The sequence below is a fragment of the Novosphingobium sp. ST904 genome (assembly GCF_001298105.1).
Taxonomy (GTDB): Bacteria; Pseudomonadota; Alphaproteobacteria; order Sphingomonadales; family Sphingomonadaceae; genus Novosphingobium.
Window position 1 is genome coordinate 23,136 of the sequence record NZ_LGJH01000125.1, and the last position, 26,135, is coordinate 49,270.

20 protein-coding genes and 3 pseudogenes are annotated in these 26,135 nt (G+C 66.8%); 18 read left to right on the top strand and 5 right to left on the bottom strand.

The window, feature by feature from the left end; genetic code table 11:
• Positions 1–2: 2 nt before the first annotated feature.
• From ADT71_RS06990 to ADT71_RS07015, 6 genes and pseudogenes are all read left to right on the top strand, one after another.
• Positions 3–2,306, top strand: a complete 2,304-nt coding sequence (locus ADT71_RS06990) for a fimbria/pilus outer membrane usher protein (RefSeq protein WP_054435940.1) — start codon at positions 3–5, stop codon at positions 2,304–2,306.
• Positions 2,303–2,782: a spore coat U domain-containing protein gene (locus ADT71_RS06995; protein ID WP_054435941.1), complete on the top strand. Its 480-nt coding sequence runs from the start codon at positions 2,303–2,305 to the stop codon at positions 2,780–2,782. Before ADT71_RS06990 ends, ADT71_RS06995 begins: the two co-directional genes overlap by 4 nt.
• A 56-nt stretch (positions 2,783–2,838) precedes the next feature.
• Positions 2,839–3,798: a GAF domain-containing protein gene (locus tag ADT71_RS07000; RefSeq protein ID WP_054435956.1), complete on the top strand. Its 960-nt coding sequence runs from the start codon at positions 2,839–2,841 to the stop codon at positions 3,796–3,798.
• Positions 3,799–3,944: 146 nt separating this feature from the next.
• Positions 3,945–5,464, top strand: a pseudogene (gene adh / locus ADT71_RS07005) (aldehyde dehydrogenase).
• A gap of 97 nt (positions 5,465–5,561) precedes the next feature.
• Positions 5,562–6,592, top strand: a pseudogene (gene adhP / locus ADT71_RS07010) (alcohol dehydrogenase AdhP).
• Positions 6,593–6,665: 73 nt separating this feature from the next.
• Entirely contained in the window at positions 6,666–7,034 is a 369-nt protein-coding gene (locus tag ADT71_RS07015; RefSeq protein ID WP_054435942.1) for a DUF779 domain-containing protein, read from the top strand.
• A gap of 295 nt (positions 7,035–7,329) precedes the next feature.
• On the opposite strand, the gene ADT71_RS07025 is transcribed toward ADT71_RS07015, so the two are convergent.
• The 5 genes from ADT71_RS07025 to ADT71_RS07045 all read right to left on the bottom strand — a co-directional run bounded on the left by ADT71_RS07025 (position 7,330) and on the right by ADT71_RS07045 (position 13,519).
• Positions 7,330–8,157 (bottom strand): hypothetical protein, encoded by an 828-nt coding sequence (locus ADT71_RS07025; protein WP_054435944.1) that lies wholly within the window; start codon positions 8,155–8,157, stop codon positions 7,330–7,332.
• Between the two features lie 179 nt (positions 8,158–8,336).
• Positions 8,337–9,275 carry a LysR substrate-binding domain-containing protein gene (locus ADT71_RS07030; protein ID WP_082370198.1) on the bottom strand — a complete coding sequence of 313 codons (939 nt, stop codon included), beginning with the start codon at positions 9,273–9,275 and terminating at the stop codon, positions 8,337–8,339.
• Positions 9,276–9,372: 97 nt separating this feature from the next.
• On the bottom strand, positions 9,373–11,445 hold the full coding sequence (locus ADT71_RS07035) for an FUSC family protein (RefSeq protein WP_054435945.1): 2,073 nt from the start codon (positions 11,443–11,445) through the stop codon (positions 9,373–9,375).
• 169 nt (positions 11,446–11,614) lie between these two features.
• Positions 11,615–12,187, bottom strand: coding sequence for a DUF1993 family protein (locus ADT71_RS07040; protein ID WP_054435946.1), 573 nt, complete (start codon positions 12,185–12,187; stop codon positions 11,615–11,617).
• 24 nt (positions 12,188–12,211) lie between these two features.
• Complete coding sequence (locus ADT71_RS07045) at positions 12,212–13,519, bottom strand: MFS transporter (RefSeq protein WP_054435947.1); 1,308 nt, start codon at positions 13,517–13,519, stop codon at positions 12,212–12,214.
• Positions 13,520–13,775: 256 nt separating this feature from the next.
• Here ADT71_RS07045 and ADT71_RS07050 point away from each other — a divergent pair, with 256 nt between their 5' ends.
• The 12 genes and pseudogenes from ADT71_RS07050 (at position 13,776) to ADT71_RS07100 (ending at position 25,928) form a co-directional block, all read left to right on the top strand.
• A complete protein-coding gene (locus ADT71_RS07050; RefSeq protein ID WP_082370197.1) occupies positions 13,776–14,087 on the top strand; it encodes an STAS domain-containing protein in 312 nt (103 codons plus the stop codon).
• Positions 14,084–14,452, top strand: a complete 369-nt coding sequence (locus tag ADT71_RS07055) for a response regulator (RefSeq protein WP_054435948.1) — start codon at positions 14,084–14,086, stop codon at positions 14,450–14,452. Before ADT71_RS07050 ends, ADT71_RS07055 begins: the two co-directional genes overlap by 4 nt.
• On the top strand, positions 14,449–16,500 hold the full coding sequence (locus ADT71_RS07060) for a chemotaxis protein CheA (RefSeq protein WP_054435949.1): 2,052 nt from the start codon (positions 14,449–14,451) through the stop codon (positions 16,498–16,500). Before ADT71_RS07055 ends, ADT71_RS07060 begins: the two co-directional genes overlap by 4 nt.
• Positions 16,501–16,503: 3 nt before the next feature.
• Positions 16,504–17,031 carry a chemotaxis protein CheW gene (locus ADT71_RS07065; protein ID WP_054435950.1) on the top strand — a complete coding sequence of 176 codons (528 nt, stop codon included), beginning with the start codon at positions 16,504–16,506 and terminating at the stop codon, positions 17,029–17,031.
• Positions 17,032–17,045: 14 nt separating this feature from the next.
• Positions 17,046–18,731 (top strand): methyl-accepting chemotaxis protein, encoded by a 1,686-nt coding sequence (locus ADT71_RS07070; protein WP_054435951.1) that lies wholly within the window; start codon positions 17,046–17,048, stop codon positions 18,729–18,731.
• A gap of 59 nt (positions 18,732–18,790) precedes the next feature.
• Positions 18,791–20,587, top strand: coding sequence for a methyl-accepting chemotaxis protein (locus ADT71_RS07075; RefSeq protein WP_054435952.1), 1,797 nt, complete (start codon positions 18,791–18,793; stop codon positions 20,585–20,587).
• Positions 20,584–21,063, top strand: a complete 480-nt coding sequence (locus ADT71_RS07080) for a chemotaxis protein CheW (RefSeq protein ID WP_054435953.1) — start codon at positions 20,584–20,586, stop codon at positions 21,061–21,063. The genes ADT71_RS07075 and ADT71_RS07080 overlap by 4 nt, the downstream gene beginning before the upstream one ends.
• Positions 21,064–21,183: 120 nt before the next feature.
• Positions 21,184–21,995: pseudogene (locus tag ADT71_RS07085) on the top strand (protein-glutamate O-methyltransferase CheR).
• 3 nt (positions 21,996–21,998) lie between these two features.
• Positions 21,999–23,087: a chemotaxis response regulator protein-glutamate methylesterase gene (locus ADT71_RS07090; RefSeq protein ID WP_054435954.1), complete on the top strand. Its 1,089-nt coding sequence runs from the start codon at positions 21,999–22,001 to the stop codon at positions 23,085–23,087.
• 13 nt (positions 23,088–23,100) lie between these two features.
• Complete coding sequence (locus tag ADT71_RS07095; protein ID WP_231635666.1) at positions 23,101–24,927, top strand: hypothetical protein; 1,827 nt, start codon at positions 23,101–23,103, stop codon at positions 24,925–24,927.
• Between the two features lie 144 nt (positions 24,928–25,071).
• On the top strand, positions 25,072–25,368 hold the full coding sequence (locus ADT71_RS33110; protein ID WP_231635667.1) for a hypothetical protein: 297 nt from the start codon (positions 25,072–25,074) through the stop codon (positions 25,366–25,368).
• Positions 25,284–25,928: a TIGR03620 family F420-dependent LLM class oxidoreductase gene (locus ADT71_RS07100; protein WP_231635668.1), complete on the top strand. Its 645-nt coding sequence runs from the start codon at positions 25,284–25,286 to the stop codon at positions 25,926–25,928. Before ADT71_RS33110 ends, ADT71_RS07100 begins: the two co-directional genes overlap by 85 nt.
• The last annotated feature ends 207 nt before the right edge of the window (positions 25,929–26,135 follow it).

Below are 26,135 nucleotides of genomic sequence, written 5' to 3' on the forward strand. Positions count from 1 at the left end.
CCATGGCGAGGCGTTCACGCTATCGTCCGGCATGGACGGCATTTGCCGTCGCAGCCTGTCTTTGCGGCACGGCGGCCGAGGCGCAGCAGGGCGAGACGCCTATGCCGGTGGGAATCGTGCTGAACGGCCGCGATCTCCAGCGGCCGGGTCTCGTCGTCGTGGATGGTGAACGAATTTTCGTTCGCGTGTCCGACCTGCGCGAGTGGGGCATAGTCACCGCGTTTCGTACCGAGGTGCAGCTCGAGGGTGAAAGCTATCTGGAGATCGGCAGCGAACAGGGCATTTCCGGCCGCCTCGATCCCGATGGCGCAAACCTGTTGCTCGACGTCGATCCGGCTCATCTGCCGGAAACGCGCATCGGCGCCAGCGAGCGCGCGGTGCCGGTTGCGGAGGCGGTCCCCGTGGCCTTCATCGATTACGAACTTCATTTCACGCGGCAAAAGCGGGATAACTTTGCCTCCGCCGTGGTCGATGCCGGAGTATCCGGCCCGTGGGGCGTGGCGGGCACGAGCGCACTGGCCGAAAGCACGCGATCATCCGTTACCCGCCTCGACAGCACCTTTGTCCGCGATTTTCCCGAACAAAACCAGCGCCTTTCGGTGGGGGACACATTTACGCGAGGATCCGCATGGAGCCAGTCGGCCCGCTTCGGAGGTATTCGCTTCGGAACCGATTTCTCGCTCGATCCCGCCCGGATAACCTATCCGCTCCCCTCTGTCAGCGGCAGCGCACTGCTGCCTTCCACGGTCGAGCTTGCATCGCGAGCCGCCAGCCAGTCGCTCGCAGTCGAACCCGGCCGGTTCGCGTTCGATTACCGGCCCCGTTTCACCGGAGCGGGGGAAGTGACGATGATCGTGCGCGATATTGCCGGCAACGAGCGGACCGTAAGCCGCAGCTTCTATTCAAGCACGGCACTGCTGCGCCCCGGCCTATCGGAATTTTCGCTGGAGGCCGGAGCGCTGCGGCAGGACTATGGCTACCGCAGTTTCGCCTATGGCGAAGCCTTTGCGGCTGCCTCCTATCGCCGGGGCCTCACCCCGGTCCTGACCCTGGAAGGCCGCGCCGAGGGCAGCGGGCGGACGCGGATGGCAGGGGGCGCGGCGACACTGGTGATCCAGCCCATCGGTGAAATGCGGCTGAGCGCGGCCGCCTCGCAGGGCGATGCCGGGCACGGCCGCCTCTATCAGGTCCAGTTCCAGCGCCTGACGCCGGGCTACTCGATCACGGCGAGCTACCGGGCTGCGGATGCGGGCTTCAGGCAGGTGGGCGACAATGTGCGCGAGCGGGAAGCGCGGCGGGAACTCGCCGTCTCGGGCAGTCTGGTGCTGGGCAGGCTGGGCGGGCTCAATGCAAGCTACCTGCGCATCGTGGAGGGCCGTCGCCACCAGTCGATTTCGTCGGTGGGGTATTCGACCAACGTGGGCCGGGTTTTTCTGTCCCTCGGGGCGCAGCGTTTCGACAGCGACGACGGCACCGTGACATCGGGATTCGCGAGCCTGACCTTGCCGCTGGGCCAGGGGCGCCACGTGGGTTTCTATGCCGACCAGGAAAGCGCCGCGGCGACGTATGAGAAGGCGGCGCCATCGGGTCGGGGGCTGGGGTACCGCGCGGCGGGCGGATATGAAGACGATCGCGGTGTCTGGGTGGAGGGAGCGGCAACCCTGCGCGCGGCTGCGGGGCAACTCGATATTGCTGCGGCCCGGCGGGGCGGCGATATCATGGCGCGGCTTGAGGCGCGCGGCGCTCTCGTCGTGACGGGCGGAGGGCTGGTCGCCACGCCCAGCGTCGACAATGCCCTGGCGGTGGTGGAGGTGCCGGGCTCCAGCGCGGTGGACGTCATGCTCGAAAACCAGCCCATTGCCAGAAGGGCGGGGGGAGGGCGGCTGGCCGTGGTGACCGGTCTTCAGCCCTATGTCGCCAACCGGATATCGATCGATCCGTCCGAATTGCCGATTTCGGGCGAACTCGGCGCTGCCGAACAGGTCGTCGCGCCGGGGTGGCGACAGGCCGCGCGGGTCTCGTTCGGCAGTCGCGAGGTGCATCCCGTCCGCTTGCGTCTGGTGGATGAGGGAGGTTCTCCCTTGCCACCCGGCCTTGTCGTGACCGGGGGGGAAGGAGACGCCATTTTCACGGGTTACGACGGGGAGGTCTTCCTTGCCGATTATCAGGCGCGCGCGATCCTGACGGTGGAGAGGGCTGGCGGGAGCCGATGCCGTGTCCTGCTGCCGTCCAGCGCTCCTGCCGATGCCTTGGCGACGCCGCTGGCCGTTACCTGCACGGCAGTTCCATGGAAGACTGGACAATGATGCGTAAAACCCTGCTGCTTCTGGCGATGGCCGCCGGATCGTCCCTCGCATCGCCGGCGCAGGCGCTTTGCGTCCTGTGCACCTGCTCCGCTTCGACGACCGGGCTTGCCTTCGGGCCATACGATCCCAGTTCGCCCGGCCCCCGCGATGCCAATGCCACGGTCACGATAAACTGTTCGGGCGTGGCCGCCTTGCTGGGCAATATCGAAGTGGCCCTGAGCCCGGGCGGGGCGAGCAGCATCCCGCTTCGGCGCATGGTACAGGGCAGCGAACAACTGGTTTACAACATCTATTCCGACGCGACCTACACCACCCTGTGGGGCGATGGTTCGGGGGGCACGGCCGGGGTATCGCTGCCTTTCAATGGACTGCTCAGCTATACCGCCACCGTTACCGCCTACGGCCGGATTCCGACGCACCAGTACGTAAAACCGGGCCCCTACACGGACACGGTGACGGTGACGGTCACGTACTGATCCCTCAGCGTTTGACTTCGCGGGGGATGCCGGTGATCTTCCCGGCAGGAGATGAGATGAGTCGGAACGGCCCTCGCCATATCGACGTGGTACTCGACGCGGTGCGCTCGCCGAGCAGCGCCGGCACTTCTGCGGTTACTGCATCCTGGTGCCGCTCGCTCCTGCATCATGGGCTTGATCCCGGCACCGGAGCCAAGCGTTCGCGCGTCGAAGCCGCCCTGCTGGCGCATCGGCGCAGCGAACATGCCGCCTTGCTCACGGTGGCGCAGCCGGTGCTTGACCAGATGTTTCGTTCGGTGGGCCGATCTGGCTGCGGTGTCATCCTCAGCGACCCGACCGGCATCGTGCTCGATCGCCGGGTGTGCGACGGCGATGCCGATGAATTCAATGCCGTCGGGCTGGTCGAGGGCGGCCGCTGGGGAGAGGCGGAAGAAGGCACCAACGGCATCGGCACCTGCCTGTTCGAGGATCAGCCGGTCGTCATCCACCGGGACCAGCACTTCGCCAGCCGCAATGTCGGCATAAGCTGCATGGATGCCCCCCTTCACGATCACAGCGGCCGCCTGATTGGTGCGCTCGACGTGTCGAGCTATCGGCAGGATCATGGCCCGGCGATGGCGGAACTGGTGTCGGCGCTCGTGCGGGATGCCGCGCGGCGTATCGAGCGGGACTATTTCTGCCAGCATTTCGCCGGTGCGCGGATCGTGTTCCTGGCCGAGGACCCGACTCATGGCTCCGCGCTTCTCGCGACGGATCGTGACGATCTGGTGATCGGCGCCAGTCGCGGCGCAAGGATGAAACTGCGCCTGACCGACGCGATGCTGGCACAGCCACGCCCGCTGGACCAGTTGCTCGGCACCGACACGCGCGGCCCATCGTTCGAGGACGGAGACCGCACGATCCTGCGCCGCGCGCTGGCGCAAGCTGGCGGAAACGCCAGTGCGGCGGCACGCATTCTCGGAGTCGGCAGGGCAACTCTCTATCGCCGCATGGCGAAGGCCGGGCTTTCGCGCTGAGGCAGATCATCCGTTCGGTGAAACTGTCTCGCCGATGAGACAGCAGGGCGGCTAGCAACACGGCCCCCCGCTTCCGCAATCGTTTCAACTGCGCAACACTCCTTGACGACGAGACGCCATCAGGCGCCGCAAGAGAGGATATATCCGTGGACGCACTTGTTCAGGAACGGGCCGCATTCAAGGCTCCTTTCTCCGCCCGCTATGACAACTTCATCGGTGGTCGCTGGGTCGCTCCGAACGCCGGGCGCTATTTCGACAATACTTCCCCCATCAACGGCAAGGTCGTGGGCCAGATCGCCCGTTCCGACGCTTCCGACATCGAGGCCGCGCTGGACGCTGCCCATGCCGCCAAGGATGCCTGGGGCAAGACCTCGGTGGCAGAACGCGCCCGCATCCTCAATCTCGTGGCCGACCGGATGGAGGAGAACCTGGAACGCCTCGCCACGGCCGAGACCTGGGACAACGGCAAGCCGATCCGCGAGACAATGGCCGCCGACGTGCCGCTGGCGATCGACCATTTCCGCTATTACGCGGGGGTGATCCGAGGCCAGGAAGGCACGCTCAGCGAGATCGACAACGATACCGTCGCCTATCACTTCCACGAACCGCTGGGCGTGGTCGGGCAGATCATTCCCTGGAACTTCCCGCTGCTGATGGCGGCATGGAAGCTGGCTCCCGCGCTGGCGGCGGGCAACTGCGTGGTGCTCAAGCCGGCCGAGCAGACCCCCGCCTCGATCATGGTCTGGGCGGAAATCGTTGGCGACCTGCTGCCTCCCGGCACGCTCAACATCGTGAACGGCTTCGGCCTGGAGGCCGGAAAGCCGCTGGCCTCGTCCAGCCGCATCGCCAAGATCGCCTTCACCGGCGAGACGACAACCGGCCGTCTCATCATGCAATACGCCAGCGAGAACCTGATCCCGGTCACGCTGGAACTCGGCGGCAAATCGCCCAACATCTTCTTCGAGGACGTGGCCGCGGCTGACGATGAGTTCTTCGACAAGGCGATCGAAGGTTTCGTGATGTTCGCGCTCAACCAGGGCGAAGTCTGCACCTGTCCGAGCCGCGCGCTGATCCACGAGAAGATCTACGACCGTTTCATGGAACGTGCGCTCCAGCGCGTGGCCGCGATCGTGCAGGGCAATCCGCTTGACCCCGCGACGATGATCGGCGCGCAGGCATCTTCCGAGCAGCGCGAGAAGATCCTCTCCTACTTCGATATCGGCCGCCAGGAAGGCGCTGAAATCCTCATCGGGGGCGAGGCCGCGCAACTCGAAGGCGAGCTTGCGGGCGGCTACTACGTCAAGCCGACGGTGTTCAAGGGACACAACAAGATGCGGATATTCCAGGAGGAGATCTTCGGTCCTGTCGTTTCCGTTACCACCTTCAGGGACGCCGACGAGGCGCTCGCCATCGCCAACGACACGCTTTACGGCCTCGGTGCCGGCGTGTGGAGCCGCGATGCCAATACCTGCTACCGTTTCGGCCGCGAGATCAAGCCGGCCGGGTCTGGACCAACTGCTATCATGCCTATCCCGCCCATGCGGCGTTCGGCGGCTACAAGCAGTCCGGTATCGGGCGCGAAACGCACAAGATGATGCTCGACCACTACCAACAGACGAAGAACATGCTGGTCAGCTACAGCCCCCGGAAGCTCGGATTTTTCTGAGCTTCGCCCCCCCGGCGCGCCTCGCTCCGCTCTCTCCCGATGGGCGGGCGCGCCCCCAATCCCGAAAACAGGACCTAGTCCCGAGAGGAATTACCCAATGGCCAAGACCATGAAGGCTGCCGTCGTGCGTGAATTCGGAAAGCCGCTGACGATCGACGAAGTGCCGGTGCCCGAAGTCGGCCCCGGCCAAATACAGGTCGCGATCCAGGCGTCGGGCGTTTGCCATACCGACCTTCATGCCGCGGAGGGGGACTGGCCGGTCAAGCCCAACCCGCCGTTCATTCCGGGCCACGAAGGTGTCGGCTTTGTCAGCCAGGTCGGCGCGGGCGTAAAGCATGTGAAGGAAGGCGACCGGGTCGGGGTGCCGTGGCTCTACAGCGCCTGCGGGCACTGCGTCCATTGCCTTGGCGGCTGGGAAACGCTTTGCGAGACGCAGGAGAACACCGGCTATTCGGTAAATGGCGGTTTCGCCGACTATGTGATCGCCGATCCCAATTACGTTGGCCACTTGCCGGGCAACATCAGCTTCACAGAGATCGCACCGGTGCTCTGCGCCGGTGTCACGGTCTACAAGGGCCTGAAGATGACAGATACCAAACCCGGCGATTACGTGGCGATCAGCGGGATCGGCGGGCTGGGCCACATGGCCGTGCAGTACGCAGTGGCAATGGGCCTCAATGTCGCGGCCATCGACATTGACGATGCCAAGCTCGACCTTGCCCGCAGGCTTGGCGCGACGATCACCGTCAATGCGCGAAACGAAGACCCGGCAACGATCATCAAGCGCGAAACCGGCGGCGGAGTGAACGGTGCTCTGGTTACGGCGGTGAGCGAGAAGGCTTCGCGCAGGCAGTCGGCGTGGTCGCGCGGGGCGGCACCGTGGCTCTCAACGGATTGCCGCCGGGCGATTTCCCGCTCAACATCTTCGGCATGGTGCTTAACGGCATTACCGTGCGGGGTTCGATCGTCGGCACCCGGCTCGATCTTCAGGAATCGATCGACTTTGCCGCGCAGGGCAAGGTCAAGGCGACGATCGAGACCGCGCGGATCGAAGACATCAACACCATATTCGACCGTATGCACAAGGGCCAGATCGAAGGACGCGTGGTTCTCGATATGGCCGGTTGAATTCAGCGACGCTGCGCCGGTCCGTTGTCTCCGGACGGGGCCGACGCAGCGGATTTGGAAGGAGTTCGCCGGGGTGACGAATGAGGTAGAACGGGTCGCCGCAACCCCGGCGGCACTTGCGTTGATCGCCGAACTGACAGCCGAATACGGTCCTGTGCTGTTCCATCAGTCGGGCGGGTGCTGCGATGGATCTTCGCCGATGTGCTATCCGCAAGGGGAGTTCCGCATCGGCGAAAGCGATCGGCTTCTCGGCGAAGTGGGCGGAGCGCCGGTCTATATCGGCCGCGCGCAGGGCGAAGCCTGGGCCCACACGCAACTCATCCTCGACGTCGTTCCCGGTCGCGGAGGGATGTTCAGCCTCGACAACGGCCGCGAGCAACGCTTCCTGACGCGGGGGCGGGTGTTCAGCGCAGAGGAACTGGCCCTGCTCGCCGAAAGTTGATTGAGCCTGCGAGAAGGGCCTGCCGGCCCCTCCGGCGGCCTACTTGGAAACCCTGACCGCGCGCCGCACCCGGGCTTGCTGCCAGCGGGACGAGACCGCCCGTGAACCGAAGATGAGAACGAGGATAGTCGTTCCGACTATCAGGGCTTCGAGGGTGACCATGTCCGCTTGCAATGCCCTGTTCCTTGGTACTGGAGTTCGAAAGACCTCTTGATCCGCCTGCCGGGAATCGCACCCGACGAGAGAGCCTAACATCGCCTTGGCGGAGTCCCCAGCGAATTCGCCGGGTTCTCGCTTATCGGGCTGCCGCCGCCAGGACCCGGTCGCCCAGCGCGGCATAGAACCGGCAGATCACGAGCACGGAATCGCGGGTCAGGATCGGGGAATCGGGCGCTGCGCGCGGCGGACAGGGTGTGTCGCGGCCCAGTGCCAGTTGCAGGTCCGCGCGCAGGGCGGGTGTATCGGCGGGGCTGGGGCAATGGCGCAATAGCGCGGAAATCCGCCCGATGGCCAGAAGCCGCGCGCGGGCATGGCGTTCCATCCCGAGCATGCCTTCGACGACCAGCATCTTGCCGGAGGTGTTGTGCCGGCTGGCGAAATGGCGGTCATCGTGATCGTCGCCGCCATGTCCCGCGGCCACGGCATCCAGCAGGACGGAAAGGAAGCGGTCGAGTTCGTGCAGCCGGTTGCCGCTCATCCGCGTAAAGGCGGACAGCGCCAGAGACGAAGGGATTGCCGGCACGGGCCGCCCCGGAAAGCGCGGTGCTGCGGAACAAGGCGCGGGGGCGAGCCGGGCATGGCGCACCCAGAAGTCGCAGGCGTGCATCAGCGTCCGGTGGGCCCGGCCCACTGCTTCGGGGACGACGGCGCGGTCAGGCGACGTCGCCGGCAACGGCGTTTCCACGAGGTCTAGGATCGGCTCGCGCCCCCGGACGAAGCGGTTTCCAGCCTCATCAACGCGACCAGTCCGGGTAAGGTGTAGTGCCCGTTTCCCGCCGCAGGCGGCGATGCGCCGCTCGTAGTGAGCAACGATATCGAACCGCGAGCCCCGCGAGGGAGCTTCGCCGGGATGGCCGCGCATAACGGCGATCTGATGGTGAAAGAGAAGTTGATTGAGGTCCATATCCGGCTCTCCTGTTTGCGGGGAGCGCAGTGTGTCTCTCAGTCACCGACGCGCGTTTCTGGACGGTGATCTGGGGACTATACGCAAAAGCTTGCGTCATGGCTAGTTCGTAATCATGTTGAACGACACCTAAACGTACCAGAGCCCGGTTGGGCAGTAGCTGGTTTCGCGCTTGCGATCTATCGGTTCGTGGCGCGGGGAGACGGGCAATCAGGAGTGTCCGGCAGCGGCGGGAAGAACGGCTGGGCGGCATAGTGGTCGATGAAGGCGCGCTGCGCTGCCGACATGCCGCGCCGCGCCGCAAAGACCATGTGGACGATGCCTTCGCGCGTATGCCATTGCGGCAGGACCCGCAGCAGTCGCCCCTGTAGCAGGTCCGCGCGGCAGCCCTGTTCGTGGAGCAGCGCCACCCCCAGTCCGTCGAGCGCGGCTTCGCGCACGATCGTGGAATCGTTGCTGCACAGCCGGGGCCGGTGGAAGATGCGGGCGCGTTCGCCGGTTTCGCTCGTCATGTCCCAGCGGTGATGCTCGGCGTGTTCGCCGATCGTGAGCGTCGGGAGGCTCTGGAGCATGTCGATCCCGATCGCCGGCAGGCCCGCGAGGAATTCCGGGCTGGCGACGAGGATGCGCTGGCTGCGGCCGAGCTGGCGCATGGTCAGCGAAAGATCGGTCTCCTCCTCCACGTCGACGCGCAGGGCGATGTCGAAACCTTCGCGGATGATGTCCACCCGGCGGCTGGTGAGGTGCATGTCCAGCCGCACTTGCGGATAGCGGGCGAGGAACGAGGCCAGCCCCTCCGCGCCGAGATAGCGGGCAAGGCCCGGCGGGCAGCTGATCCGCAGCAGCCCGGAAACGTCTTCGCGTGCCCGCTCGGCGATGGCGCGGGTGGCGGCGAGGCCATCGGCGATGACTTCGCACTGCCGGTAGACTTCCTGGCCGACATCCGTGACGCGCACGTTGCGGGTGGAGCGTTCCAGCAGCCGCGTGCCGAGTTCGCGCTCCAGCTTGGCGACCCGCTTGGACAGCTTTCCGCGCGCCTCGCCGGTGGCGCGTTCGGCGGCCGAGAAACCGCCATGCCGCACGACCATGGCGAAGCTGCGCAAGTCTTCGAGTTCCATGCCGCGCTCCCCTTTGCCGCGTTCCGATCCTTCAGGCTGCCATTCCCGGACCGGCGCCGGATTACAAGCATTTCGCGAAGCGGCCATGGCGAGGGGGTCAGGCCGCGCGGTCGAGAATGCCGTCCGGGGCGGGCGGCCTGCCCGGCGGATGGCCGTGCGGGAAGAACACGCGGCGCAGCGTCAGCAGCGCCAGCACGCCTTCGCGCGCATGGGCAGGTTCGCACGCGGCGAGGGTGCGGATGCCGTGATCGATCGTGCTTTCCAGCATCTTTGGCGGGGTGATGGCCATGCGGGCGGCGGCCTGCGCGCGGTAGTGCGCGGCGACGGCCTGCCTTGCCGCGGCCAGTGCCGACGCCGCATCCCCGCGTAACGAGCGTTCGAGCTTGCCCAGCCGCAGCAGGGCGGCTCCGGCGCGCAGATCGTTCAGTCCGTCCAGCAGGGCCGCGCCGGGATCGCGTCCGGTGGCGACAAGGCGCGGCGCGAGCAGGCCGATCCGGTCGAGCGCCACGCCGATCCAGGCACCCGGCGCGGGCGCGCCCGGAGCGTCGAACCGGCCGATGTCGCGCCAGCTCGCCTGCACGATGCGCTCCGCCCTTCGCCCTGCGCCCACCGTGGAGAAGATGCGCAGCATCACCAACGACAGCACCGCGCCGGCAAGCTGGGCGATGGCGGCATTGATGAAGGTCGGGAAATGCTCGGCATATTCCTCGTTGAGGCCGACCGTGTTGAGCAGGCCCAGCAGCAGCCCGGTTGCCATGAGCGCCCGTGGCGGCCTGGCCAGCAGCGATCCGCCCACCAGCAGGTATGGGGCGAGAACGGCGATCAGCACGCCGAACTCCGTCACGCGCGGGAGGATCGCGAAAGTATAGGCGATGGCGGCGAACGTGGCGATCACCCAGCCGGCGAGGAACTTGTTGAGCAGCACGGCGGGCTGGTCGAACCCGGCGAAGAGGGAGCAGCAGATCGCCGCGATCATCACCGCGCCGTCCCCGCTCGGCCATGCGGTGAGCCGCCAGAAAGCCACCGCGATGCAGACCGTGGCCACCGCGTTGAGGCCGGAGCGCAGCGCCATGCCCCGGTCTTCGTGGAGGGCGCGCGGCACCGCGCTGCCGAGCAGGGCGGGCACGTCCGTGCTGACGGCGGCGCGCGAGGGGGCGTGAAGCTGGCGGCGCAAGTCCCGGCAGTGGCAATGCGCCTCGATCAGTTCGCCGAGGCGAACGAGCAGGCCCAGCTTCAGCAAGTCCGGCGCTGCCATGTCCGGGCCGACCTCGGGCTCCAGCGCTTGTGCCCGCCTGCGCAAGGTTGCGGCTTCCTCGCGGTAGCCGCCGTCATCGCGGTCCAGCCAGTCGCGGGCCTGCGCGGCGAGCCGGTCCAGCCGGGCATCGGCATGGCCTTCGCCGCGAAGCTCGTGAAGCCGGTCCTCCACGGCGGCGGCAAGCGGTGCGAGTATCGCCAGTTGCTGCTGGAGCGCCCGCACCGCGCCGACGCGCAGGCGCCTGCGGCCGGTGTCGAACGGCAGGTGGATGGAAAGCTGGTGCAGTTCGGCAATGTCGAGCGCCAGTTGGCGCCGGTCCCGCGCGAGGCGGACGGTGCCCGCTTCGTCCAGCGTGTCGATCGACCAGCGCTCGGCATCGCGCACGATCGCGTCGACGCGGGCCAGCAGGCGGTCGGAAACGCTGCGCGGGAAAACCAGCGAATGGACCAGTCCGGCGCAGAAGAAGCCCAGCGCGATCTCCTGCACGCGCGAGACGGCGGTGGTGAACACGGCTTCGGGGCGGTCGATGATCGGCATGGAAACGAGGATCGCGGTGAACCCGGCCAGGAGGTACATATAGGCCCGCGCGGTGCGGTCGATCACGGCGAGGTAGATGCACAGGCCCAGCCAGCCGGCCAGCGCCAGCGTGAGGAATTCGGGCGATCCGCGCAGGTTCGGCAGCAGGATCACCGCCACCGCCGCGCCGATCGCGGTGCCGGAAAGGCGGAACAGCGCCTTGGAATGGACCGCGCCGGTCATCGGACTGGCGACGATATAGGCGGTCATCACCGACCAGAACGGCTTGGGAAACTGGAAGGTGAGCGCAAGGTAATAGGCGAGCGCCGCCGCCGCCAGGCACTTGAGCGAGAACAGCGCATCGGTAACGCCGAAACGGTCGGCGATGGACGGAGTCATCGTGCCTCGCCCGCCTTGGCGGGCTTGGGGCGGGACGAGCAGGTCCGGCGTGATGCGGTCTGGGTCTGCATGGCTCCGGCGCTATGGGCTGCGGAGCCATGCCACTAGTCTGCGGTCAGGCTACAGACTGTCTCCTCATGGGAGACAATCGCGCGCCGAAGTGGGGGTATCAGGCCTGCGGCGCGGTATCCGGGCGCAAGTAGGCGAACATGTGCGAGACATAGTCGGCCTTGCCCAGTTCGGTGCCATGGCTGCGCAGGATCGCGTATGCCGCGTTGAGGTGGAAATAGAACTGCGGCAGCGACCAGTCGCGCGCGAATTCGCTGCCGGTCATGTCGAATTTCATGCCGTTGGGCAGTTCGATCGTCATCGGCAGATCGGCGCCGCCCTCAAGCGTGTCGGCCCCTTGCGCGCTCAGCAGGTCGAGCGCCTCGGCCACGCGGGCCTTTGCCTGCGCGATGGTGCCGGGCTGCTCTGCGGCGTTCCAGCCTTCGCGGCGCACTTCGAGAAGGGCCTCGGGCACGGGTTCGCCCTTCAGGCGATGAACGGCTTCCTGCGCCTGGAAACAGGCAAATCGCACTTGCGCGGCGAGCGGGAACATATCGGGCGCCAGCCGCGCGGACAGCAGCGCCTCGGCATCGCCGCCGGCGGCCGTTTCCTGTGTGGAAGCCTTGTCCAGCCATGCGGCCAGCCCGCGCAGCATCTGCGTGTAGGTGGGAACGAGCAATTGGGTAAGCAACATCGGAGGCGCTCCTGATCCTGTCCGTCAGTCTTCCAGGATACGGCTGTGCTGGCGGGTGTCCCGCATGCGGATGTAGATCGCCAGAGAGATGGCAATCATCACGGTGACGTAGATGTAGAAGGCGTGTTCGACCCCGGCCTGCTTGAACCACAGCGCGACGAATTCGGCGGTGCCGCCGAACAGCGTGTTGGCCAGCGCATAAGGCAGGGCCACGCCCAGCGCGCGGATATGGGCGGGGAACAGTTCGGCCTTCACCACCGCGTTGATCGAGGTATATCCGGTCACGATCACCAGTCCGGCCATGACCAGCAATCCGGCGGTGACCGGGTTCCTGGTGGTCGCCAGCGTCGCGAAGATGGGATAGGTGAACAGCACGCCCAGCACGCCGAAACCGATCATCAGCGGCTTGCGCCCGATCCGGTCGGACAGGGCGCCCGCCAGCGGCTGCAGCAGCATGAACACGAACAGCGTGATGCCGTTGATCGCGGAGGCCGTTTCCCGGCTGAGCCCGCTCGTGTTGACGAGGAACTTCTGCATGTAGATCGAATAGGCGTAGAAGGCGATCGTCCCGCCCGCGGTCAGCAGCATCACGGTCAGCGTTTCGCGCGGGTGGCTGCGGATCAGTTCGAGGAAGCCGGATTGCGGCGCCCCTTCGGCGCGGGCCTTCTCGAAGCTTTCGGTTTCCGCCATGCCGCGCCGCACGCGGAACACGATCACCGCCAGCGCTCCGCCGATCACGAAGGGAATGCGCCAGCCCCACGCGTCAAGCTGCGCCTCGCTCAGCACCGCCTGGAGCGTCAGCAACACGCAGATCGCCACGAGTTGCCCCGCGATCAGGGTGACGTACTGGAAGCTGGAAAAGAAGCCCCGGTTGTTGCGGCCCGCCATTTCGGAGAGATAAGTGGCGCTGGCGCCATATTCGCCGCCGATCGACAGGCCCTGCATCAGCCGGGCAAGGACCAGCAGCAGCGGCGCGCCGATGCCGATCGTCTGGTAGGACGGGGTCACCGCGATCAGCATCGATCCCGCGCACATCAGCGCGACCGACAGGGTCAGCCCGCTCTTGCGTCCGTGCCGGTCGGCATAGACGCCCATCAGCCATGCCCCGATCGGCCGCATCAGGAACCCCACCGCGAAGATTGCCGCCGCGCTCAGCAACTGGGCGGTGCGGTCCTCGCTCGGGAAGAAGTGCGGCGCGAAATAGAGCGTGAAGGCCGAATAGGCGTACCAGTCGTACCATTCGACGAGATTGCCGGTGGAACCGCCGAGGATCGCCTTCAGGCGCTTGTTCCGGTGATTCCGGAGGTCGGGTTCTGCAAGGTGAGCCGTCATCAGGGCAGAGGCCTATTGGAAATGCCGCCGCCGGTCCAGCGCCTTGGGCATCGGCGAACCCGGTCCGCCCCGCAACCGCGCCGCCGCGCGGAAATTTCGCTGCGGGCACGCCATTTTCCGCAAATGACAAGATCTGCCGCAAACGATTAAAAAATCCGATCCGGAAAGTCCGGCGCGGCGGGATTTCGTCTAGAAATAACAAGGCCGCCCGCTGCGCCGAAACGATCGCGCTCATGGGCAATACCAAGAGGAAGCGATGCGCCAGGTCGTAGCAGTTCCAGGTTCCGTAACGGTGCGTTCCGCGCATCAGTTCAGGCAGGATATTCTTGCCGGGTTCGATGCGGGGCAGGATCTTGATCTTGACCTGTCGTCACTTGTCGAAGTCGATCTTGCATTTCTTGAGATCGTCTACTCTGCGCGGGATCACTGGATGCGCGCGGGCCGTGAACTGCGTCTGGCGCATCCTGCCGGCGGTCCGGTTGCCGCGCTGCTCGAACGCGCGGGCTTCCTGACGGACCCCACCCCCCAGGACCTCGAATTCTGGTTCCACGGAGAACTGCCGCAATGACTGCCTCGATCCTTACCGTCGACGATTCCCCCAGCCTGCGCATGGCGATCCGCATCGCGCTGACCGGCGCGGGCTACGACGTCACCGAAGCGGGAGACGGCGTCGAGGGGCTGAACGCGGCCGGCGCCAAGCGGTTCGACCTTATCATCACCGATCTCAACATGCCCAACATGGACGGGCTGACGATGATCCGCGAACTGCGCAAGGCGCCGGAGCAGGCCGGAATTCCGATCATCTTCCTCACCACCGAGAGCGATGACGCGATGAAGCAGCAGGCCAAGGCGGCCGGCGCCACCGGCTGGCTGGTGAAGCCCTTCGTGCCGGAGCAGCTCATCAAGGTCTCCCGCAAGGTGCTGGGCCGTTGAATACGCAGGATCCGGTCGCGGCGTTCCGCGTCGAGGCGGGCGACCTGCTCGACCAGATCGAGCAGGGCCTGCTGGACCTCGGCCACCGGCTGGAGGACCGCGCGCTCATCGACGAAGTGTTCCGGGGGCTGCACACGCTCAAGGGCTCGGGCGCGATGTTCGGCTTCGATGCGCTGGCCGATTTCACTCACCACTGCGAGACCGCGTTCGACCGCGTGCGCAAGGGGCTGGCCCCGGCGACGCAGGAACTGGTCGCGGTGATCCTCTCGGCGCGGGACCACATGCGCGCGCTGATCGAAGGCGACGGCGCCGGGCTGGAGGCCGCAGGCACGGCGATCCTCGCCCAGCTCCAGGCCGCGATCGACGGCGCGGACACGGTGCCCGCCACTGCCACTGCCACTGCCACTGCCGCTGCCGGTGCGGTTCCTGCGGCCGCTTCCGCCGCCCGGAACGGCTGGCGGCTGTTCTTCCGGCTTCCCGCCGATGCCATGGCCAACGGCACCAACCCGCTGATGTTGCTGGACGAGCTGCGCGATCTTGGCGATTGCCGGATCGCCGCGCGCACCGATGCCGTGCCGCCGCTGGCCGATCTGGTGCCGACCGAGTGCCACATCGGCTGGGATGTCGAACTTCGCGGCGACATCTCGCGCGATGACATCGATGACGTGTTCATCTTCGTGATGGACGACATGGAACTCACCATCGAGCCGCTGGACGATGTTCCTGCCGAGGCGGTTGCCCAATTACCGGCAGATCAGGCGCCCGCCGCGCTCCCCGCCGCCGTGGAGGCTGCACCTGCGCCTCAGGCCGCACCGGCGCAGGACGGCGCGAATCCCGCCGGCCGTCCGGCGGCCAAGGCGGGCGAAAGCGTGCGCGTTCCCGCCGAGCGTCTGGACGAGCTGATGGACCGGGTGGGCGAACTCGTGATCGTCCAGAGCCGCCTTTCGCAGCTTGCCGCCGGCAGCGGTTCGGCGGTCGGCAACGAACTGGCGCTGCGCTCGATCTCCGAGGAAATCGAGCGGCTCGCGGGTGAACTGCGCGATACCATGATGGTGCTGCGCATGGTTCCCGTGGCCAGCCTGTTCAGCCGCTTCCGCCGCCTCGTCCACGATCTTGCGCGCGAGACCGGCAAGACCATCGAGCTTTCGACCGAGGGCGAGACCACCGAAGTCGACAAGACCATGATCGAGCGTCTGGCCGATCCCATGGTCCACCTGATCCGCAATGCCTGCGATCACGGCCTGGAAACGCCGGAAGACCGGATCGCCGCCGGAAAGCCTGCCGCTGGGCAGGTTCGCCTCTCCGCCCATCAGGCGGGCGGCGAAGTGCTCATCACCATCCGCGACGACGGGCGCGGGATCGACCGCGTGCGCGTTCGCGCCAAGGCCGAGGCGCAGGGGCTGATCCAGCCCGGCCAGCAGATTTCCGATCACGAACTGCTCCAGATGATCTTCCATCCCGGCTTCTCCACGGCGGCGCAGGTCACCAGCCTGTCCGGGCGCGGCGTGGGCATGGACGTGGTGAAGCGCACCATCGAGAGCCTGCGCGGCGCGATCGACATCACGTCGGCGCCGGGCGAGGGTTCCACCGTGGTGCTGCGCATCCCGCTGACGCTGGCGATCATCGACGGGCTGCTCGTGCGGGTGGGCAACGGCCGCTACGTGATCCCGCTCGGCGCGGTCGAGGAATGCCTCGAACTCAGCCTTGAGGAAGACCTGCGTTCGCGCGGCCGCAGCTTCATCACCCTGCGCGACCGGCTGGTGCCGTTTCTGCGCCTGCGGGAGATCTTCGACACCGGCACCCGGCCCGATCCGCATCAGAAGATCGTCGTCATCGCCACTGGCGCCGAGCGCGTCGGGCTGGTGGTGGACCAGATCATCGGCAGCCACCAGACCGTCATCAAGTCGATGTCGCCGCTGCACCGGGACGTCGCCACTTTCGCGGGGGCCACCATCCTCGGCGACGGCGGTGTCGCCCTGATCCTCGATGTCGTCCAGCTCGTCATGCTGGGCCAGAACCAGGAGGAGCGGCTTCGCGCCGCCGGATAAGCCATGAGCGACCCGTTCCAAGACCAGGCAGCCACCCGGTGGGATGCCGCCGGCCAGCTCGAAGTGCTGACCTTCAACCTCGGCGAGGAGACTTTCGCGCTGGAGGCCACGCTGGTTCGCGAGATCCTTGATCTCCTGCCCGAAACCCGCGTTCCCGGCGCGGCGCCGCTGCTGGGCAGCGTGGTGAACTTTCGCGGCAAGATCATCCCGATCGCCGACTTGCGGCTGGCCTTCGCCATGCCCGCGGCCGAAGCCACGGTGGACAGCCGCATCGTCGTGATCGAGACCGAGGCCGAAGGCGAGACGTTCCAGATCGGCATCCGCACGGACAAGGTCCACGAGGTGACGACGCTCCGGCAGAGCGCGAGCGAGAGCCCGCCCGCCGTGGGCCTGCGCTGGCGGCGCGACTTCGTGCGCGAACTGGTTCGCCGGCAGGACGGCGTGGTCGTCCTGCCCGATCTTGCCGCCATCTTTCGTTCACTGGTCGGCGGAACCGATTCCGCCGCGATCCAGCCATCCACACTTCATTGAGCCGGGGGGCCATCATGCGTGCAACCATCAAGCTGAAGCTCGGAGGTACTTTCGTCCTCCTCCTCATCATCATGGCAGCGATCATCGGGATCGGCATTTCCCGACTGTCGACGCTGAACGATTCGGTCGGCGATCTCGTGGCCGGGCCGGCAAAGCAGCTTGACCGCGCCCGCGCCATCGACGGCGGGGTGAGTATGATGGTCCGTTCCGAGAAGAACCTCGTCCTGACGGACGATCCGGTGCAGATCCGCGAACTCGAAACCCGCATCGTCACCTGGCGCGACCGGGTGGAGGAACAGGTCGAACAGGCCAATGCCAACGCTTCGGAAGAGACGCGGGCATCGTGGGCGCAATTGCGCGACCAGTGGAACGCGTTCAAGCCGGTGAACCAGCACGTCAGCGAGCTCAGCCGCAGCGACAAGGCCGCCGCCACCGCTCTCACCATGGGCGAATCGCGCGACCGGGCCCAGGCCGTGACCAAGACGGTCGAAAACCTCGTCCAGCTCCAGCAGGAGAAGATGGCCAAGGCCGACGCGGACACCGAGATCACTTACGGGTCGGCGCGCTCGCTCATGATCGGCATGGGTGTTGCCGGGTTCATCATCACCGTGGCCGCCGCGGCCTATCTCGCGCTGCTGATCTCGCGGGGCCTGAAGTCGGCGGGGGATGCCATGAGCCAGGTGGCCGAGGGCGACCTTACCCGCACGGCCCAGATCCGTTCGAACGACGAGATCAGCGACCTGCTGGGCCATGTGAACACGATGATCGAGCGCCTGCGCGGCGTGGTCGGCGATGCCACGGTCGCGGCGGAGAACGTTTCGGCGGGCAGCCAGGAGCTTTCGGCCAATTCCGAGCAGGTCTCGCAGGGCGCCACCGAACAGGCGGCCGCTGCCGAGCAGGCCTCGGCCTCGATGGAAGAGATGGCCGCCAACATCAAGCAGAACGCCGACAATGCGGCGCAGACCGAGAAGATCGCCCGCCAGTCCTCCAGGGATGCCGAAGCCAGCGGCGTGGCGGTGAACCGTGCGGTCGGCGCGATGCGCACGATCGCCGAGAAGATCGGCATCGTCCAGGAAATCGCCCGCCAGACCGACCTTCTCGCCCTTAACGCGGCGGTGGAGGCCGCGCGAGCGGGCGAGCACGGGCGCGGTTTCGCCGTCGTCGCATCCGAAGTGCGCAAGCTTGCCGAGCGCAGTCAGCAGGCTTCAGCCGAAATCAGCGCCGTCTCGACCGAGACCGTGCAGGCTGCTGCCGAAGCCGGCGACATGCTCTCGAAGCTGGTGCCCGACATCCGCCGTACCGCCGAACTGGTCTCGGAGATCAGCGTGGCCTGCCGCGAACAGGATATCGGCGCGGGGCAGATCAACGAGGCGATCCAGCAGCTCGACCAGGTGACGCAGCAGAACGCCGGCGCCTCGGAGCAGATCTCCACGACGTCGGAAGAACTCGCCGCGCAGGCGGAGGAGCTTCAGGCTTCGATCGCCTACTTCCGCACCGACGGGAACGGCACGCGCCGCAAGGCCGCGCCGGTGACATTCCGCCAGCCGGTGGCCGCCGCCCGCAAGGCAGCCGCTCCCACGCGCAATACCCGTTCGCTCTCGGTCGCCGACCAGCAGGCCCGCGCCCGCGGCTTTGCGCTCGACCTCTCGACCGGCGGGCCTGACAGCGAGGACGAGGCGTTCAGCACTCACGCGGCCTGACGCGCCGACGCCGATTACCGTTTCTTTCCCCCCATCCGGGTCCCAAGGTTCCATTTCCCATGCGCGCTACGATTAAAATGAAGCTGGGCGTGACATTCGCCATAATCCTGATCCTGCTGGCCGTCGTGGTCGGCGTCAGCCTGACGCGTCTGAGCACGCTCAACACCGCGATCAGCGATCTCATCAGCGGCCCCGCCGCCCGGCTCGACCGGGCCCAGCAGGTGCAGGTCGTGTTCGGCACCCTTGCGCGCAACGAGCGCAACATGACGATGACGAACGATCCGGAACTGGTGAAGGAATTCGACGACAAGGCCACGCGGTCGATGTCCGAGTTCGAGCGCCTGCTGGACGAGGGCGATGCGAATGCCTTGCCCGAAACCAAGCAGACCTGGCGCGAAATGCGGTCCTCGTTCGAGAACTTCAAGCCGCTGGACACGCGCATCCGCACCCTTGCGCGGGCCAACCAGAACGAGGAAGCGGCCGCACTGGCGCTGGGCAGCGCCCGCGACGTGCTGGACCGCGTGACCAAGCAGACCGACGATCTGGTCGCCCGTGCGCGGGAAGACATGCAGCAGGTCGACCGGCAGACCGATGCGCTCTATTCCTCGGCGCGCGCCACGCTGCTGACGGTTGCCATCGTCGCCATCCTTGGCGCGCTGGTGGGCGCGGTGTGGATTTCGCTGATCGTCTCGCGCGGGCTTGCCCGGGTCGGCACCGCGATCAACGCGGTGGCAATCGGCGATCTCGACAATGACGTGGAAGTGACCTCGAACGACGAGATCAGGGATCTTGTCGATACCGTCAACAAGATGACCGCGAACCTGCGCGTCAGCGCGGGTCTGGCCGACAAGATCGCCGACGGCGACCTGACTGTCAGCCACAAGCCGCTGTCCGAGCAGGACAAGCTGGGCCATGCCCTTGTCCGCATGATCGAGCGCCTGCGCGGTGTCGTCGGCGATTCCACGGTTGCGGCGAACAATGTCGCCAGCGGCAGCCAGGAGCTTTCCTCGACGTCCGAGCAGGTCTCGCAGGGGGCGACCGAACAGGCCGCCGCCGCCGAACAGGCTTCGGCATCGATGGAAGAGATGTCCGCCAACATCAAGCAGAACGCCGAGAACGCGGCCCAGACCGAGAAGATCGCCCGCCAGTCCGCCCAGGACGCCGAAGCCAGCGGTATCGCGGTGGACCGTGCGGTGGGCGCGATGCGCACGATCGCCGAGAAGATCGGCATCGTCCAGGAAATCGCCCGCCAGACCGACCTGCTGGCCCTTAACGCGGCCGTCGAGGCGGCGCGTGCCGGCGAACATGGACGCGGCTTTGCGGTGGTTGCCTCGGAAGTGCGCAAGCTGGCCGAACGCAGCCAGGGCGCGGCCGCCGAGATCAGCGCGGTTTCGGCCAATACGGTGGACGCGGCGACCGAAGCGGGCGAGATGCTCTCCAGGCTGGTGCCCGATATTCGCCGTACCGCCGAACTCATCTCGGAGATCAGCGCCGCCTGCCGCGAGCAGGACATCGGCGCGGGCCAGATCAACCAGGCGATCCAGCAGCTGGACCAGGTGACGCAGCAGAACGCCGGCGCTTCGGAGCAGATCTCCTCCACTTCGGAAGAACTGGCGGCGCAGGCCGAGGAACTCCAGGCCAGCATCGCCTACTTCCGCGTCGACAACGTCGGCAAGGCGCCGGGCCGGACCGCTGCGCCGGTGCGCAAGGCGGCGCCGATCAAGGCCCCGCTCAAGATCGGCGCGAAGCGTCCTTCCAGCGGCAACGGGCAGGCGCGTCCCAACGGCTTCGCGCTGGACCTCGCCATGGGCGGCCCGGACGACCACGACGACGCTTTCGGGATGCACGCGGCATGACGGACGGGCAGGAAATCCAGGCCGTGACCTTCGGTCTGGGGGCGGAGATCTTCGCGGTGCCGGTGACACTGGTCCGCGAGATCCTCGACTACCGCGAAACCTTCCGTATTCCGGGCGGCCCGGATTACCTGCTCGGCCTTACAGACATGCGCGGCGAGGGCATTACCACGATCGATTTCCGCCTGCGGCTCGGCCTGCCGCCGGTGGAACCGACCCCGGCGACGCGCATCCTGGTGATCGACATCCCGCTGGAGGACCGCGTGCTGGTGCTCGGGCTGGTGGTGGACCGCGTGATCGAGGTCACCAGCTTCCGCGCGAACCAGATCGGCGGCGCCCCGGACGTGGGCGTGCGCTGGCCTTCCGAATATATCGGCGGCGTGGTGAAGCGCGACGAGGGCTTCACCGTGCTGGTGGACATGGCGCGCATCTTCACGGCCGAGGAAGCCACGCGCCTGTCCTCGCAGGCCGCCGCCTGAGCCCGGCGTCCCTTCGGGGACGCGCCTTTCCCCTCCTCACGACCCGGAACCGCGCAGATGTCAGCAGCCGCCCCCGCAATCCGCAGTTCGTCCCCCGCACAGCCCCATGCCGGCGATCCGATGAGCAAGCGCAATTTCGCGCGGCTGGCGGCCTATATCTTCGACTATTCCGGCATCAAGATGCCCGATAGCAAGAAGACCATGCTCGAAGGGCGCCTGCGCGCCGCCAGCGGGCGACGGGCGCGCGCACGCTCGACGAATATTGCGACTACATCTTCGCGGACGAGAACCTGGCGCGGGAAGGGCTGTCGCTCATCAACGCGGTTACCACCAACAAGACCGATTTCTTCCGCGAGCCGGGCCATTTCGAATACCTGAGCAAGGTGGTCCTTCCCGAACTGGGCGCACGCGGCGTCCGCACCATCCGGGCGTGGAGCGCGGCCTGCTCGACCGGGCCGGAACCCTATACGCTGGCCATGGTGCTCGACGATCACGCCGAGACCCATGACGGCCCGGCTTACGGCATCCTCGCCACCGACCTCGATACCGACGTGCTCGAAACGGCGCGCAGCGGCATCTATCCGCGCGAACTGGTCGATCCGGTTCCCGATGCCCTCCAGCGCAAATACGTGATGTCCTCGCGCGATCCGGCCCGGCGCGACGTGCGCATGGTGCCCGCCCTGCGCAGCGCGATCGGCTTCGCGCGGCTCAACCTCATGGACGACCGCTACCCCGTGGGCGAGCCGATGCACCTGATATTCTGCCGCAACGTGCTGATATATTTCGACAAACCGACCCAGCGCAAGGTCGTTTCGCAGCTCGTCGATTGCCTGAAGCCGGGGGGGCACCTGTTCCTCGGGCATTCGGAATCGATCACCGGCCATGACCTGCCGCTCACGCAAGTCGCCAACACCGTGTTCCGGAAGGCCTGACCCATGCTTGCGGCCAAGAAGATCCGCGTCCTCGTCATCGACGATTCCGCCAGCGTCCGCCAGACGATGACCGCGATCCTCCAGGAAGACCCGGAGATCGAGGTGATCGGCGCCGCGCCCGATCCGTTCAGCGCCGCGCGCCGGATTCAGGAGGAAGTGCCCGACGTCATCACCCTTGATGTCGAGATGCCGCGCATGGACGGCATCACCTTCCTGCGCAAGCTGATGGTGCAGTGCCCCATCCCGGTGGTCATGTGTTCGTCGCTGACCGAGGAAGGCTCGGAAACGCTGCTCCAGGCGATGGAGGCCGGCGCGGTGGACGTGATCCTCAAGCCCCGCATCGGCGTGGCGGACCATCTGGCCGAGCATCATCTGCAGATCCGCGATGTCGTGAAGGGCGCGTCACGCGCCCGCGTTCGCGGCCGCCCGGCCCTGCGCGAGGCGAAGCCGGAAGGCCCGGCCAAGAAGCTCACCGCCGATGCCGTGCTGCCGCCGCCCAGCGGCCGCGCCATGAGCCGTACCACCGAAATGGTCGTCTGCCTCGGCGCCTCCACCGGCGGAACCGAGGCCTTGCGCGAAGTGCTGGAAGCGCTTCCCGCCAATGCGCCGGGCGTGGTGGTGGTGCAGCACATGCCGGAAAACTTCACCCGTGCCTTCGCGCGGCGGCTCGACGGTCTCTGCGAGGTCGACGTGAAGGAAGCTGCCGACGGCGACCCGGTGCTGCGCGGCCATGTGCTGATCGCGCCGGGGGGCAAGCACCTCATGCTCGAACGGCAGGGCGCGCGCTATCACGTCTCGGTGAAGGACGGACCGCTGGTCTCGCGCCATCGCCCCTCGGTGGACGTGTTGTTCCGCTCCGCCGCGCGTGCGGCCGGATCGAACGCGGTCGGCGTCATCATGACCGGCATGGGCGATGACGGTGCGCGCGGCCTGCTGGAAATGAAGCAAGCCGGGGCCCGCACTTTCGCGCAGGACGAGGCGACCTCGATCGTCTTCGGCATGCCCAGGGAAGCCATTGCGCGCGGTGCGGCAGACCGCGTGATCCCGCTTGGCGCCATTGCCCGCGACATGCTCGCGGCCACCAATCGATAGAAACGACCGCCCGATGACGACAACCGCCCATTTCCCCGAACCCGTGCCCGGCGCGCCTGAAGGCGCCCTTCTGGAGGGTGCCCCTCTGGCAGACGGATTGCCGCTCGCCGCGCTCCCTGCCGATCCCGCGCCCGATTTCGCGGCTCCGTCGCTGGCGGAACTGCGCGATGCGCTGGCCGGGATCGCCAGCGGTCTTGACGCGCGCTTCGTATCGGCGGGCACGGCGCTCGGCCGCGCCTACGAGATCGTCGAAGGGCTGATCGGAGCGCTGGAAAGCGTGACCAACGCCTTCGAGCGGGACGCTGCCGATGTCGCGGTGGGCAACATGCGCCGCACCGCCGACCGTCTCACGTGCCTGCCCGCGATCCAGGCGGCGCGGCGCGATGCCCTGAAGATGATCGAACAGGCCAGCGCGGCGCTGGCGGTGCAGATCGAACAGGTCAACCGCACGCTTAGCTTCCTGCGCATCTGCGGCCTCAACATCAAGGTGGCCGCAGCCGGTTCCGGCGACTTTTCGAGCTTCGCGGACATGATGTTCACCAAGCTCGACCTTGGCGAGCAGGAGATGGAGAGTATCTCGCGCGAGATCGCCTGGCTGGCCGAAGCCGTTCCCGGCATGTTCGAGGTCGAACGCCAGCTTGCGGCCGAATGCGCGCTGGTCGTTCCGCATATTCCGCGCAAGCTGGCCGAAGATGCCGTGGCCTTGCAGCGCGACCAGATCGAACAGGCGGACCGCGCCGTGCGGATTTCTGCGGCGGCAAGGGATATCCGCACGCAGGTGGGGACTGCGCTGGGCGCCCTGCAGGTCGGCGACAGCACCCGCCAGCGGCTGGAACACGTCGCCGACGGGCTCAGCGACGTCGATGCATTTCTGGAACAGGGCCCGGCGTTCGGTGCCGAAGTGGCGGAAGCGGTCGGCGGCCATGCCTTGGCGCTGCTTGCGGCGCAGGCCCTCGATACGCTCGAGGCGTTCCAGCGCGAATCCCGCCTGCTGGCGAGCAGCCTGCGCGGCATCGGGCCGAGCGCGGTAATGCTGCTCGAAATGCGCGGGACAGGCGATAGCCCACAAGGCGATGAGGAGGGCGTGTTCCTTCACGTGCTCGAACGCAGCGTGGCCGAAGTCGCCGCAGTGACCGAACAACTGCGCGAGGCCGATGCCCGCTCCAACCGCCTGAGCAACCGGGCCTCGTCCACCGCCGAAAATCTCGCGCTGCGCCTCGCCACGGTGCACCGCATCACCGGCGATGTGCAGCAGATGGCGTGGAATACCGACTTGCGCTGCTACAGGATGGGAACCGAGGGGCGGGGCCTGGCCGTGGTCGCCTCCGAGATTCGCGGTTTTGCCGCCACGCTGGAGACGATCGCCTCCGCCATCGCGCTGTCCTTCGACGGTCTGACGTCGGCTGCGGGCGTCATTCGCGGTTCACAGGAAGACGAACCGGCGGACGCGGGGCAGGCGCTGGCAGAATCGCTCACCTGCATCCGCGAAGGCGGGCAGCGAATGGGCGCGGGCCTGTCAGAGCTGGACCGCAGCGCCCTGGCCGTTGCTGAAATCCTTGAGGATACGACCGGCAAGATCGATTGCGAGGACGAAGTCGGCGGCCCGCTGATGGCGGTGGCAGAACGGCTCTCGGGCCTTGGCCGGATATGCGCGGAAATCCCGGAAGAGGGCCTCGCTCCATCCGCGGAACTGCTCGACCGGATCGCGGCGCGCTATACCATGGCCCGGGAACGTGAAATCCATCGCGGCTTCCTGCCGGAAGGGGAAGCCGGCGCATCGGCCCCGGATTCCGCCGATATGTTCGATGACGACGACGATTTCGACGACGGCCTCTTCTAGCGGGGCCCGGCCCCCTCGTTGCTTCGTCCCGGCGCGATACCGCCGGGGCGTTGGCGCCTGGCCTGCACCGCCGCATAAACTCCCCTATGCTGCGAAATTCCGAATTCGCGCAGACGAATTCCGTGCAGACAGGGAGAGTAAGGGATGCCATCGCTCGGACGCATCGGCATATGGTCGATGGAACTGCGCTTCGGAGACCGCGCGCAGGCGGAACTGGCCGCCGCGGAGCTGGACGAGCTGGGCTACGGCACCTTGTGGATTCCGGGCGGTATCGGCGGAGACATCACCGGCGACATCGACCGGCTGCTCGGCGCACCACGCATGCGACCATCGCGACCGGCATCCTCAATATCTGGATGCATGATCCCGCCGAAATCGCGTCCTGGTGGAAGCGCCTGCCGGATGACCGGCAGCAGCGGGTTCTTCTCGGGCTCGGTGTGAGCCATTCCCATCTGGTGGGCGAAGCATACGAACGGCCGCTCGCGAAAATGGCGTCCTATCTCGACCGGCTCGACGAGGAAGGTCTTCCCGCCGAGGCCCGCTGCCTCGCCGCGCTCGGTCCGAAGATGCAGGAACTCGCGCGGGAGCGTTCCTGCGGTGTGCATCCCTATCTCGTATCGCCCGATCACACACGATCCGCGCGTGAGGTGCTGGGGCCGGGAAAGCTCCTCGCTCCGGAGCAGGGGATCGTTCTGGACAGCGATCTTGCCAGTGCGCGCGAAAAGGCGCGGGGCGCGCTGGCGGGCTACGTCCAGTATCCGAACTACCGCAACAACTGGCTGCGGCTCGGCTTTACCGTCGAGGAGATCGACGCGATGAGCGACCGCCTCGTGGACAGCCTCTTCGCCTGCGGAGACCTGGCGGCGATCACGGCGCGGCTGGAAGAACATTGGTCGGCAGGTGCGGACCATGCGTGCATCCAGGCGATCACGGGGCAGGGGCTCGATCTCGGCCCGTCGATGGAAGTCTGGAGATCCGTCGCCGGGACAGGCGTGCGCTGAGGTCGGCATCGCAAACTTCGGGCTGTGCATAACTTTCTGAAGAATGTGTTTGACCGAATCGAGGGTGGGACTTAGAGGGCCTCTCACCGCAGCGGACCACACAGTTTTGCAGCGGTCGCCACCAGCTACGGGCAACTTGCTCCTCGAGGTAAAGATCGGGGACGGATGGTTGTCCGGTTGTTTTGTCGGCGGGTCCTTGATGGGACT